The organism is Photobacterium piscicola (assembly GCF_046058925.1).
Taxonomy (GTDB): Bacteria; Pseudomonadota; Gammaproteobacteria; order Enterobacterales; family Vibrionaceae; genus Photobacterium; species Photobacterium piscicola.
In genome coordinates this window covers 385,549-399,812 of the sequence record NZ_CP175534.1, presented here as the reverse complement: position 1 = coordinate 399,812, position 14,264 = coordinate 385,549, and the positions used below count along the sequence as shown (strand labels likewise).

9 protein-coding genes are annotated in these 14,264 nt (G+C 41.0%); 8 read left to right on the top strand and 1 reads right to left on the bottom strand.

The window, feature by feature from the left end:
* Window positions 1–304 precede the first annotated feature (304 nt).
* The 6 genes from ACJZU6_RS01895 to ubiK all read left to right on the top strand — a co-directional run bounded on the left by ACJZU6_RS01895 (window position 305) and on the right by ubiK (window position 10,005).
* Window positions 305–1,450 (top strand): efflux RND transporter periplasmic adaptor subunit, encoded by a 1,146-nt coding sequence (locus ACJZU6_RS01895; protein ID WP_408900558.1) that lies wholly within the window; start codon window positions 305–307, stop codon window positions 1,448–1,450.
* A gap of 14 nt (window positions 1,451–1,464) precedes the next feature.
* A complete protein-coding gene (locus ACJZU6_RS01890; protein ID WP_080159290.1) occupies window positions 1,465–4,605 on the top strand; it encodes an efflux RND transporter permease subunit in 3,141 nt (1,046 codons plus the stop codon).
* 232 nt (window positions 4,606–4,837) lie between these two features.
* Complete coding sequence (locus tag ACJZU6_RS01885; RefSeq protein WP_408900557.1) at window positions 4,838–5,404, top strand: TetR/AcrR family transcriptional regulator; 567 nt, start codon at window positions 4,838–4,840, stop codon at window positions 5,402–5,404.
* Window positions 5,405–5,432: 28 nt separating this feature from the next.
* The gene (locus ACJZU6_RS01880; RefSeq protein WP_107277224.1) at window positions 5,433–6,536 is read left to right on the top strand and encodes an efflux RND transporter periplasmic adaptor subunit; all 1,104 of its coding nucleotides are present in this window, start codon (window positions 5,433–5,435) and stop codon (window positions 6,534–6,536) included.
* Window positions 6,537–6,552: 16 nt separating this feature from the next.
* Window positions 6,553–9,630, top strand: a complete 3,078-nt coding sequence (locus ACJZU6_RS01875; RefSeq protein ID WP_107277223.1) for a multidrug efflux RND transporter permease subunit — start codon at window positions 6,553–6,555, stop codon at window positions 9,628–9,630.
* A gap of 105 nt (window positions 9,631–9,735) precedes the next feature.
* A complete protein-coding gene (gene ubiK / locus ACJZU6_RS01870) occupies window positions 9,736–10,005 on the top strand; it encodes a ubiquinone biosynthesis accessory factor UbiK (RefSeq protein WP_080159293.1) in 270 nt (89 codons plus the stop codon).
* Between the two features lie 77 nt (window positions 10,006–10,082).
* On the opposite strand, the gene ilvC is transcribed toward ubiK, so the two are convergent.
* Window positions 10,083–11,567, bottom strand: a complete 1,485-nt coding sequence (gene ilvC, locus ACJZU6_RS01865) for a ketol-acid reductoisomerase (RefSeq protein ID WP_408900556.1) — start codon at window positions 11,565–11,567, stop codon at window positions 10,083–10,085.
* A 136-nt stretch (window positions 11,568–11,703) separates the two neighbouring features.
* Between ilvC and ilvY the strand changes: the two genes are divergently transcribed.
* Together ilvY and ACJZU6_RS01855 are read left to right on the top strand one after the other, a co-directional pair.
* Window positions 11,704–12,573, top strand: a complete 870-nt coding sequence (gene ilvY, locus ACJZU6_RS01860) for an HTH-type transcriptional activator IlvY (RefSeq protein WP_080159297.1) — start codon at window positions 11,704–11,706, stop codon at window positions 12,571–12,573.
* Between the two features lie 56 nt (window positions 12,574–12,629).
* Window positions 12,630–13,835, top strand: a complete 1,206-nt coding sequence (locus ACJZU6_RS01855; RefSeq protein ID WP_080159295.1) for an NAD(P)-binding domain-containing protein — start codon at window positions 12,630–12,632, stop codon at window positions 13,833–13,835.
* The last annotated feature ends 429 nt before the right edge of the window (window positions 13,836–14,264 follow it).

The following is a 14,264-nucleotide window of genomic DNA, read 5'->3' as shown; positions in this document are numbered from 1 at the left end:
ATCCTGACGTCATTAAAAATTGGGCGCATGTTGACGCGCTTTAATTACAAATCTATTCACTTTACATGGAATAGTGCTTTCACCATTCATCAACATTTGTTGCAATTTCATTATTTAAAACAACTTAAATAGTAGATTTAGAATAAATTTATTAAATAAGGTCTAAAATAAATCAGAGCAAATAGAACTCAATTCTAAATCAGATTAAATGTTGATTACAAAACAGCAAATAACCGTTACATTACTGTTAAATAATTAAATATATATTTAACAGTACTTATATTGCTTAAATTTAGGAGATTTCATGCGGAAAATCGCAGCTATTGCTACTATTATCAGCTTAACGCTAGGGATATCAGCTTGTGACCAAAACACATCCAAAGACCAACAGCAACAAGCTGCAAAAAGTGTACCTGTAGATACAATTATTGTCAGTTCTCATCCACAAGCTATCCATATCGAACTCCCTGGTCGTAGTAAAGCTTATCTTGAAGCAGAGGTTCGTCCGCAAGTATCAGGTATTATTACTGAGCGTAGCTTTACCGAAGGCGGCGATGTACGTAAAGGAGAATCATTGTATAGCATTGACTCTGCCCCTTATAACGCCGCTTACCTCAGCGCTAAAGCAAGTTTAGCTCAGGCACAAGCAAACCTAGATTCAGCTCAAGCACTTGCTAAACGTAGCCAAACATTGGTTAACCGTGGCGCGATCAGTAAACAAACCTATGATGATAATAAAGCAAAATACAAAGTCGCTCTTGCTGGCATTGAAGTTGCGAAAGCCAGTGTTAACAAAGCGAAGATAGATCTTAATTATACCAAAGTTAGAGCACCAATTGCGGGTCGTATTGGTCAATCATCAGTAACACCAGGTGCATTAGTCAGTGCTGGCCAAGCGCAAGTATTAGCCACTATTCAACAACTCGATCCCATCAATGTTGATATCGCGCAATCAAGTACTCAGCTATTACGCTTGAAGTCTGCGTTAAAGCAAGGCGAACTAAAAGCCAGTGATAATGCTGACGTCGAGTTAATCCTTGAAGATGGTACCGTTTACTCTCATCACGGCAAGCTACAGTTTGCTGAAGTGAATGTCGACCCTAACACAGGCTCAGTTACGCTACGTGCTGAATTCCCCAATCCAGATGGCGTGTTATTGCCAGGAATGTATGTTCGTGCAGTCCTAAACACAGGAACCGACCCTAAAGCAATTTTGGTCCCACAAAAAGCCATTACACGTAACAGTAAAGGCCAAGCCACTACTATGGTTGTTGGTGCAGAAAATAAAGTTGAATCACGCATGGTGACCACAGCAGAAGCAATTAATCATCAATGGCGTATTACTAGCGGGCTTAAAGATGGCGACCAAGTTATTGTGGATGGCTTACAGAAAATCCGCCCGGGGGCTGTAGTTGAACCAACACCAATAACAGTCAATCAGTCACAATAAATAGGGAATAAACTATGGCTCGTTTCTTTATCGATCGCCCTATTTTTGCATGGGTGATCGCTATAATTGTAATGCTAGCTGGTGTGTTATCCATTTTAAAACTGCCAGTATCTCAATATCCTAGCATTGCGCCACCAACGGTTGTAATCAGTGCAAACTACCCAGGTGCTAACGCCAAAACCATGGAAGATACGGTAACGCAGGTTATCGAACAACGTATGACAGGTATCGATCACCTGCGCTACTTGTCATCAACCAGTGACAGTTTTGGTAACACTCAGATAACCCTAACCTTTAATGCTGAAGCTGACCCTGATATCGCTCAGGTACAAGTGCAAAATAAATTGCAATCAGCGTTGCCACTACTACCGATGGAAGTACAGCAACAAGGTGTTAAGGTTAACAAATCAAGCTCAAGCTTTCTGATGGTGGTCGGATTCTATTCAGAAGATGGTTCAATGGATAAAAATGACATTTCGGACTACATCAGTTCCAATGTGTCAGATCCAATGAGTCGTGTTGCCGGTGTAGGTGAAATCCAAGCTTTTGGTGCGCAATATGCAATGCGTATTTGGCTCGATCCGCTTAAACTAACAAAATACAACCTCACAAGTATTGATGTCATTGCGGCAATCAAAGAGCAAAATGCGCAGATCTCTGCTGGTCAACTTGGTGCATCGCCATCACTACCAGGTCAAGAGCTTAACGCAACCGTATCTGCACAAAGTCGTTTAAAAACCCCTGAACAGTTTAAGAACATTATTGTTAAATCGGATTCTTCCGGTGCAAAAGTACATTTAAGTGATGTTGCACGGGTTGAGCTTGGCGCTGAAGATTATTCAGTACAGGTATTTTATAACGGCAAACAAGCCAGTGGTCTAGGTATTAAACTAGCTACAGGCGCAAACGCACTTGCAACAGCTGAAGCCGTAAAAGCCAAAGTTGAAGAATTAAAACCTTTCTTCCCTGAAGGGTTAACTGCCGTTTACCCTTACGACACCACACCATTTGTTGAGAAATCAATTGAAGGTGTAGTACATACGTTATTTGAAGCAGTAGCATTGGTGTTTATCATCATGTACCTCTTCTTACAGAACTTCAGAGCAACCTTGATTCCAACCATCGCCGTACCAGTAGTATTACTTGGTACTTTTGCGGTGCTGTCATTGGCAGGCTTTTCCATCAACACCCTCACCATGTTTGCTATGGTACTGGCCATTGGCTTGCTGGTTGATGATGCGATAGTGGTGGTGGAAAACGTCGAACGTGTTATGCATGAAGAAGGCTTAAATGCCGTTGAAGCTACACGAAAATCGATGGATCAAATTACTGGCGCTTTGGTTGGTATTGCATTAACCCTTTCAGCAGTATTTGTACCAATGGCATTTATGTCTGGTTCTACGGGTGTTATTTATCGTCAATTCTCGATAACCATTGTAACGGCAATGGCACTATCAGTATTGGTGGCAATGATCCTTACCCCTGCACTATGTGCCACTATGCTTAAACCTGTTGAGCATGGCAGTAATGAAAAAGGCTTCTTTGGTTGGTTCAACCGCACTTTTGATAAGTTAACTAGCCGCTATGAATCTAGCGTTGCAGCAATGATCAAGCGCTCAATTCGTGTGATGCTGATTTTCCTTGGCCTAACCGTTGCGGTTGGCTGGATGTTCACCCGTATGCCAACATCATTCTTACCTGATGAAGATCAGGGTATTTTGTTCAGTCAGGCAATATTGCCCGTTAACTCAACTCAAGAACAAACCCAAGAAGTGATGGATAAAGTTTCTGACTTCTACCTAAATCAAGAAAAAGACGCCGTAGCCAGTGTGTTTAGTGTCTCTGGATTTAGTTTTGCGGGTAGTGGCCAAAACATGGGTATGGCATTTATCAGTCTCAAAGATTGGTCAGATCGTCAACTACCCGGCATGGATGTAAAGTCGATAGCAAATCGCTCAATGGCCTACTTCCAACATATCAAAAATGCAATGGTATTCTCATTCGCGCCACCAGCAGTAGTTGAATTAGGTACTGCCAGCGGCTTTGATTTTTATCTTCAAGATCGTAGTGGTCAAGGGCATGACAAACTGATTGCAGCCCGTAACCAATTACTTAAATTAGCGTCTGAAAACCCGAATTTAGTCGGGGTTCGTCCTAATGGTCAAGAAGATGCACCGATGTACCAAATCTCTATCGACCAAGCTAAGATCCGTGCTTTGGGTATTGATATTCAATCAGTGAACCAAGTACTGAGTACCGCATGGGGTAGTTCATACGTTAACGACTTCATCGACCGCGGACGAGTGAAAAAAGTCTTCGTTCAAGGTGATGCAGACTTCCGTATGAAGCCTGGTGATCTTGATACTTGGTATGTCCGAAATAACCAAGGTGAAATGGTACCATTCTCAGCCTTTGCAACAGGTGACTGGCAATATGCTTCACCACGTTTAGAGCGTTTTAATGCCACTCCTGCAGTTAACATTCAAGGTGGTGTTGTTAAGGGCTACAGTACTGGTCAAGCAATGCTCGACATTGAAGCGATGGTGAAGAAATTACCACCAGGCTTTGGTGTTGAGTGGAATGGCTTGTCCTATGAAGAACGCCTATCGGGTAACCAAGCACCAATGCTATATACGTTATCTATCTTGGTGGTGTTCTTAGTTCTGGCAGCGCTTTATGAAAGTTGGTCAGTACCTTTTGCGGTGGTATTAGTCGTGCCGCTCGGCATTATCGGTGCACTATTAGCGATGAATGGTCGTGGTATGCCGAACGATGTTTTCTTCCAAGTGGGACTCTTAACAACGGTAGGTCTGGCGACTAAAAACGCCATCCTGATCGTAGAATTTGCCAAAGAATACTACGAAAAAGGGGCTGGATTGGTGGAGGCAACATTGCACGCCGTACGTGTTCGTCTGCGTCCAATTATTATGACATCACTGGCCTTTGGTCTTGGTGTTGTACCTCTAGCAATCAGTACTGGTGTAGGTTCAGGTGGTAAGAATGCCATTGGTACCGCGGTACTTGGTGGTATGTTAAGCTCGACATTCTTAGGTATTTTCTTTATTCCGATTTTCTTCGTGGTAGTAGAACGTATCTTTAGTCGTGGCAAAGACAAATCAACTACTGATGATACGCCACCGACAAAGCAGCACTAATAATCTAAGCAACAACTAACATTAAAGCCCATGTCTATTTTGATATGGGCTTTTTTTCGTTTTTTCATTGTTACTCTTCATCATACTCCACCAAATAAACCTCACCTCAAATACCTAGCCATTAAAATTAATAATATAAAACCGTAAATAAGGCTTGCGAATCAATAATCAAATTCTACAATAGCGCTGAATGAACATTCATTCATACTAACTGTATTGAATATAAACCACGATGACCGACAAAAAAGAGCGAATATTAGTCGCAACTGAAAAGCTATTAGCAACCCATGGTTTTCATGGACTATCCATGCAAATGGTTGCCAAAGAAGCCCAAGTTGCAACCGGCACTATTTATCGCTATTTCAATGATAAAAATGACTTACTGCATCAACTCCACGAGCATATTTTAGGTTATATCGCGAAAAGAATTAGCCGTAATATTAACGATAGCATGTCACTCAAACAGCGCTACCGTACGATGTGGCTAAACCTGTGGCATATGTCTGTTAATGGTGAGGCACCATTGATTAATCAAGGGCAATTTCAACACCTGCCTCGAGACAATTCTTACGAAAAAAAAGCGCTAAAAAAACAACTATTTAGCTGTGTCAATCAAATGTTTGATGAAGGTAAAGCCTGTTTGTTATTTAAACCGCTTAAGAATGAAATTTTAAGTACACTTAGCTTAGAAACGAGTTATTATTTAGCTCGTCAAAAAATCAATGGTGGATTAGAGATCACCGATAGCGAGCTTAATGCTGCTATTGAGGCCTCTTGGGACGCCATTATTCAGCATTAATATTGTATATTCCGGAGCACTCCTTACAATGAAAAAATGGATCGTGATGTTACTTATTGCCCTTCTGTTATTTGGAAGCGTAATTGGTTTCAATCTTTTTAAAGAACACAAAATAGCTGAGTATATGGCAAATATGCCTGAAGCCAACTATCCGGTTACGGCTACCACAACCAAAGCTGAAGACTGGCACCCTTCACTGCAAGCCATTGGTTTTATTGAACCTATGCAAGGTGTTACTTTAACATCGGAAGCCGCGGGTGTGATCAGCAAGATTAATTTTGAATCAGGCCAAAAGGTAAAAGCGGGCCAACTACTGGTTTCAATTAATTCAAACGTTGAACAATCTAGCTTACAAAGTACAGAAGCAAAACTACCGGCGGTACAAGCATCGTACCAACGCTATAAAGATCTTTATCGTAAAGGCTCTGTATCAAAATCTAGCCTTGATGAAGCAAAAGCTAACTACCTTGCGTTAGTCGCTCAAATCAAATCATTACAAGAATCAATTCAACGTCGTAATATCAGCGCACCTTTTGCGGGTGAAATTGGTTTACGTAATGTGTACTTAGGCCAATACATTCAGCCCGGCACAAAAATCATTCGTTTAGAAGACACAACCACCATGCGTTTCCGCTTCACTGTGCCACAAACGGATATTTCTAAAATTAAAATCGGTCAAACTGTTGATATCAACATTGATGCTTACAAAAACACTGATTTTAAAGGCCAAATTACTGCGATTGAACCGGCTGTTAATGCTCAGACAGGCTTAATTCAGGTACAAGCTGATATTCCTAACAGCGGCGGCATGTTACGTAGTGGTATGTTTGCACGTGCACGTGTGATCCAACCTATCATTGCCGATCAAATTGTTGTGCCTCAAACAGCAATAACTTACACCCTTTACGGCGACACCGTGTATGTACTACGTACCGTTGATGGCAAATTACGCGCCATGCAAACTGTTGTAACAACAGGTTTAAACAAAGGTAACCAAGTACGAATTCTTTCAGGCTTAAAAGCTGGAGAGCAGATCGTGACTAGCGGTCAAATTCGTCTTAGCAACAAGTCATTAGTGCATATCGTTGAAAATGACGCACTGAAGGCTCCTGCTGAAATCCCATTGCTGTAACTGGAGAACACTCAGGATGCGCTTTACTGATATATTCATCAGACGCCCGGTACTAGCAATTTCGATCAGTTTAATGATCGCATTGCTAGGCCTACAGGCGATTTTCAAAATGCAGGTTCGGCAGTATCCGGACATGACGAATACTGTAGTAACCATTAGTACGGCTTATTACGGTGCCAGTGCTGACCTTATTCAAGGTTTTATCACCCAGCCTCTGGAACAAGCAATTGCTCAAGCGGATAACATCGACTACATCACTGCTCAAAGTATTATGGGAATGTCGACGATCACCGTACAGATGAAATTGAACACCAATCCGAACGCAGCCTTGGCGGATATTCTCGCCAAAGTAAACTCGGTGCGAGCTCAATTACCACAAGATACACAAGATCCAACCATTTCACTCTCTACGGGTGGTGGTACCGGGGTACTTTATCTTGGCTTTACCAGTAAAACATTAAGCTCAAGCCAAATCACCGACTACATTGAACGTGTAGTAAAACCGCAATTATTTACGGTAGGTGGTGTGGCAAAAGTAGATATGTACGGCGGTGTACCGTTTGCATTACGTGTATGGCTTGATCCACAAAAAATGGCAGCGTTTAACTTATCTGCTAGCGATGTGACTCATGTATTACAAGCAAACAACTACCAATCTGCAGTTGGTCAAGCCAACAATGATTTCGTGTTGTATAACGGCAGTGCTAACACACAATCAAATAGCCCTGAAACATTAGAAAAACTTGTTGTTTCAAGTAATAACGGTCAAGTGATTCGTTTAGGGGATATTGCAAAAGTAACATTATCACGCAGCAGTGATAGCTACCGTGCAACCGCAAATGGTCAAGAAGCCGTTGTAGGTGCGATTGAAGCGGCACCAAGTGCTAACCCAATCAATATCGCTAAAGACGTGCGTGAGCTGTTACCAACGATTGAACGTAACATGCCAAGTACCATCAAAATGACGGTAATGTATGACTCAACGATTGCGATTAATGACTCGATTCATGAAGTTATTAAAACCATTCTTGAAGCAGCATTAATTGTATTAGTGGTTATTGCCCTGTTTATCGGTTCTCTACGCTCAGTAATTATTCCGATCATCACCATTCCACTATCACTGATTGGTGTTGCACTAGTCATGCAATTATTTGGTTTCTCATGGAACCTAATGACACTGCTGGCTCTGGTACTGGCAATCGGCTTGGTGGTCGATGATGCTATCGTGGTCTTGGAAAACGTTGAACGCCATATCAAACTGGGCCAAACGCCATTTAGAGCCGCCATTATTGGTACTCGTGAAATCGCAATTCCCGTAATTTCAATGACCATTGCTTTAGGTGCGGTATACGCGCCAATAGCATTAATGGGTGGCCTTACAGGTTCATTATTTAAAGAGTTTGCATTAACGCTGGCGGGTGCGGTATTTATATCAGGTATTATTGCCTTAACATTATCACCAGTAATGTGTGCAACCTTCCTTAAAGAAAATGAAGCGCCAAATAAATTTGAGTTAATGGTACATGGCTTTCTTGACCGACTAACGTTACGTTATGAAAAAATGCTAAGTGGCATCATGCACATGCGTTCAGTTGTGATCGTATTTGCTCTATGTGCTTGTGCAAGCTTGCCATTCTTATTTAAATTTATTCCAAGTGAATTAGCACCTGCTGAAGATAACGGTGTAGTGGTATTTATGGGTACAGCACCTGCAAACGCCAACCTTGATTTCATTCAAGACACCATGGATCAAGTTAATAAAGTATTAACAGCAGAAAAAAGTGTTGAGTATGCACAGATCTTCTCAGGTATTCCATCAGCTAACCAAGCGTTTGGTCTGGCAACATTAAAACCATGGAGTCAGCGCGATCAAAGCCAAACTGAAGTGGCAAATGACGTAACTGAAAAAATCAAAAATATTCCCCAAATGGCAATTACTGCTTTCCAAATGCCTAGTCTTCCCGGTGCAGGTTCTGGTTTGCCAGTACAATTTGTAATTACCACACCGAACAACTTTAAGAGCCTCTACCAAGTGGCTGCAGAAATGTTGACTAAGGTGAAAAATAACCCAATGTTCGTTTACTCAGATTTAGACTTAAAGTATGACTCTGCAACGATGAACATTAATATCGACAAAGATAAAGCCGGTGCTTATGGCGTTACCATGCAAGCCATTGGTAATACATTAAGCACAATGTTAGCTGGCGGTGATATTAACCGTGTTGATATTCTGGGTCGTTCTTATAAGGTTATTCCACAAGTTGAGCGTAAAAATCGTTTTAATCCGAAAGATTTAAATAATTATTACGTTAAGACCAGCAGTGGTGATTTGATTCCATTAGGTAGCTTAGTCACCATTACAGTGACACCAGCGCCACCAACCTTACCAAGCTTTAACCAACAAAATGCGGCAACCATTGGTGCGGTATTAGCCCCTGGTACCTCAATTGGTGAAGCGGTAAACTGGTTAAATACCGAGTCAGCTAAAGTATTACCAAAAGGCTATGGCCATGACTACTTAGGCGAAAGCCGTCAGTATGTTACTGAAGGTAATGCACTATATGCGACCTTTGGTCTAGCACTAGCGATTATTTTCTTGGTTCTTGCGATTCAATTTGAATCACTACGCGATCCATTAGTTATCCTAGTTTCGGTGCCATTAGCAATTTGTGGTGCACTGATTGCCCTCGCGTGGGGTGCGACAACATTGAATATTTACTCGCAAATAGGTTTGATAACCCTCATAGGCTTGATAACCAAACACGGTATATTAATTTGTGAAGTCGCCAAAGAAGAACAACTCTACCACGGTAAAAACCGCATGGATGCTGTTATGGAAGCCGCAAAGATCCGTCTTCGCCCTATCTTAATGACAACATGTGCAATGATTGCAGGTTTAGTACCACTACTATATGCATCGGGTGCTGGTGCAGCATCACGTTTCAGTATTGGTATTGTTATCGTTGCTGGTTTATCTATCGGTACCTTATTTACCTTGTTCGTATTACCCGTTATTTATACGTTCTTGGCAAGTGAGCATAAACCGTTACCGGTGTTTGTTGAAGAAGACGATGGTTTAGACAACCACTTTTAATTCACCGAAATAAAAAAGGGCGCTGAATCATCAGCGCCCTTTTCTTTTCACCGCAACCGCAATTACAATAGTTAATAACGATTTTCGCAACGGAGTAAGCGGATCATGTTCGATTCAAAGAAACTTGAGCAAGTAGCTAAACAAATTCAAGACGCAATGCCTAAACCAGTTAAAGATCTAGGCAACGACGTTGAACAAAAAGTACGTCAGGTAATCCAATCACAATTAGGAAAGCTTGATGTTGTCACTCGTGAAGAATTTGATGTGCAAACACAAGTGCTATTACGCACTCGCCAAAAATTGACAGAGCTTGAGCAAAAGATGGCAACATTTGAAGCAAAGCTTAATGCCGAAAATAGCAGTACTGACGCTTAATTCGCGCTGACCCCAATAAAAAAGCCCAGTTCTTATCAAACTGGGCTTTTTTTTTTAATTACTATGTTAAATGAAGATTAACCACCAACAGCAATATGCTTCATATCTTTCATGTAACCTCGTAGCTGTTTACCGATCACTTCAACAGGGTGATTACGTAATGCTTCATTTACTTCAATTAGCTTTTGATTATCAACAAAATTTGTTGTTGTCGCCAAACCTTTACCAATAACATCCGTGGTTACTGTTGCCATAAAATGATCACGTAATAACGGTGTCGCAACATTAGCAAACAAATAGTTACCATATTCAGCAGTATCAGAGATCACTACATTCATCTCATACAAACGCTTACGTGCAACCGTATTGGCAATCAGTGGTAACTCATGCAATGATTCATAATAGGCCGACTCATCAATAATACCTGAGGCTGTCATCGCCTCAAAAGCAAGCTCAACCCCTGCACGCACCATTGCAACCATCAAAATACCGTTATCAAAGTATTCTTGCTCTGAAATATGAAGGTTTGACACTGGGTAGTTTTCAAATTGTGTTTCAGCGGTCTCGCCACGCCAACCTAATAGCTCTGCGTCATCGTTAGCCCAGTCAGCCATCATCGTACTAGAGAAGTGACCTGAGATAATATCATCCATATGTTTGTTATATAGCGGACGCATCAATTCTTTTAATTGCTCTGATAGATCAAAAGCTTTTACTTTTGCTGGATTTGAAAGGCGATCCATCATATGTGTCACACCACCAAACTTCAGTGCTTCAGTGATCGTTTCCCAACCAAATTGCAGCAACTTACCGGCATAATCAGGTGCAATACCATCAGACAGCATTTTCTCATAACACACAATCGAGCCCGCTTGTAGCATGCCACAAAGAATAGTTTGTTCACCCATCAAATCTGATTTCACTTCAGCAACAAATGATGACTCCAGTACTCCAGCACGATGCCCTCCCGTTGCAGCAGCCCATGCTTTAGCAATTTCAAGACCATCAGCTTGGGGATCATTTTCAGGATGCACAGCAATCAAGGTTGGTACACCAAAGCCACGCTTATATTCTTCACGCACTTCCGTGCCTGGACATTTAGGTGCAACCATAACAACCGTTAAGTCTTTACGAATTTGCATCCCTTCTTCAACGATATTAAAACCATGCGAATACCCCAATGCTGCACCATGCTTCATTAATGGCATCACTGTTTCAACAACGTTTGTATGTTGCTTATCCGGTGTTAGATTAACGACTAAATCGGCCTCTGGAATCAGTTGCTCATAACTTCCTACTTCAAAACCATTATCACGCGCATTTTTAAATGATGGACGTTGCTCATCAATCGCAACTTGGCGTAAAGCGTAAGCCACATTCAACCCAGAATCTCGCATGTTAAGACCTTGGTTTAAACCTTGCGCACCACATCCGACAATAACCACCTTTTTACCTTTAAGGTAATCAGCTTCAGTAGCAAATTCTGCACGATCCATAAAACGACAACGACCCAGTTGATCTAACTGCTGGCGCAAATTTAAGGTATTGAAATAATTAGCCATAACAACAAACTCCGTGAAATATATTTATCCCTAGTTCGATATTTATTTATCGAATAGATTGATAGTAGATCAGGAAAATTGTTGCGCAAAGTGATATATTCACAACAATCAATTGCAAATCATGCAACATAAGCCAATGAACATTAAAAACTTGCAACTTTTTCTTCACTTAAGTGATTCGCTGAGTTTTCATCAAACCGCGCAGGCGATGCACATTAGTCCCTCAGCCTTGAGCCGTGTCATTCAGCGCCTTGAACAAGAATTAGGGCAGAGTTTATTTTGTCGTGATAATCGTAGCGTTGAAATAACAATGGCAGGAAAAAAACTCATTCCTGTCGCCTCTGCTATTATTTCCAATTGGTTATCACTCAAAACAGAATTAAACAGTGATAGTTCATTACTACAAGGGAAGCTGAAAATATTTTGTTCCGTCACCGCAAGTTATAGCCACCTACCGTCAATATTGACCGCATTTCGCCAACGTTACCCACAAATAGAAATTCAATTATTAACAGGAGACTCAGCTCTTGCGATTGATAAAGTGCTTAACGATGAAGTTGATGTCGCTATTACCGCCAAGCCAGAACAACTTTCAGCAAAATTAAGCTATATCGAATTAGATCATATTCCAATGTCAGTGATTTCACCCGCAATTCCCCCTCCTGCTATTCAACAACAACTCAATAACGGGCCTAATTGGCAAGCACTACCTTTTATTCTCGCAGAGTCGGGACCCGCAAGATCTCGCGCGAATACATGGTTTAAAGACAAGAAAATCACCCCTCCTATTTATGCTCAAATTTCTGGCCATGAAGCCATCGTTAGTATGGTTGCGTTAGGCTGTGGAATAGGTATCGCACCGGATGTCGTTATCAATAACAGCCCTATGAATGATAAAGTACAGCGTTTTCCAGCAGAATTTATTGCACCATTAAGTTTAGGACTGTGCTGTAAACAATCACGCCATCAAGAAAACGTATTAAAAGCACTACTGCAATTATTTTAACATTATTATGTCTATGCCTTGCTTTCACTAATCAATTGCATTGAAAGGATATCCTTATGACTAACGCAATTTTAACGCATTCATATTGTTCTGATTTTTATGCTAAACGTGGTTATCAGTTTTTAAACAACGTTGCGCAAGATTCTGCCGTTCCATCGAACCTTGTTATATTTTCTGTCATGCATTGCTATGAAGGCTCTCTGCCGTACATTAATGTATTAGCACAATTAGCTCACCCTCTGGTTTTTATTCCCAAAAATGCAACCGCAGATGCTAATCCTGCGTTATTACAAACCATAAACCAAATCGCTAACTGTAAAGTGGTAAACCCACGTTATAATAAAGAATCGTTACGTGATCCGCTCTATTGTGAAACTCTCATTCGCCAATATATCACCCAAGATAGCCCTTTTTTAATACTTGATCACGGTGGCTACTTTGCCAATGCCAGTGAACATTTATGTCATGTCTTTCAACAACAATTAATAGGTATTACAGAGCTAACCGCAAATGGATTATATAAATATTGTAATAAAAATATAAAAAAACCATTAGTTACCGTTTCTCATTTAAGTATTAAAACCCCTGCAGATACGGAAGCCTCGGAATGTATCGTTCATTACTCAGATCAAATTTTACGTGAAGAATTTGGGCTTAAAATAAATAATGCCGGATTTTTAAGGATGGGGGTCATCGGGGCTGGTAATCTCGGTAGAGGAATAATAAAACATTTACAAAACAAAGATATTTCTAATATTCACGTCTTTGATCAAGATCCTCGCCGACTCACTCAATTTCCACGCGATGGCGTACAAGTTTGTACACTTAAACATCTAATACAACAATGTAATATGATCTTCTGTTGTACGGGAAATGGGGCATTAACGGCCGAAATATTTGATCATCTAACTCAACCAATTTTCATTACAACAGTAACATCCGCCGATGATGAGCTCAGACTTCCAGATCTCATTACTCAAGGAGTATTAACTCAAGTAAATAGCAATCAACTTGTAAAAGAATATCAAACTCGTCATGGCGTTAGTGTTTACCTGCTTGCTGGTGGTGAATCAGCTAATACTCCTTTCAAAACAGGGATGGGAGACCCAACACTGTATTTATTTGAGGCTGCACACATGTTAGCAGGATTACGGTTATTAAATCAGCCACAACTGTTTACAGATGGAATTCAAGCACTGCCAGATGATGATGAAAAAATGATCGCCCAACAATGGTTAACCCATTTCTATAATTACCAATAAGATAATAAACAACCCCCACTACCTCACACTACAGATTAGAACGTTTCATATAGTAAAGCTTAACGCACAAAGCCCCAATATTACTGTCGAGGCTCTCTTGAATATAACAGGAGTTACGAGGTTCAAACTCCCTACACGCGCTGATTTTCAATATGGTAAATCCGCAGTTCTGCCAATTAACGCTACAAGCGTAAATTACAGATAGCAAAAAGGCTCATATCTTTTGATATGAGCCTTTTTTAATATGGTAGGGGTTACGAGATTCAAACACCTAACACGCGCTGATTTTCGGTATAGCGAACCCGTTACTCTACCAGTTAACACTGCACCCACTTGAGCTAATAATACAAACGAAAAAAAGCCCCGACATTACTGTCGAGGCTTTCTTGAAGATGGCAGGGATTACGAGGTTCAAACGCCCAACACGCG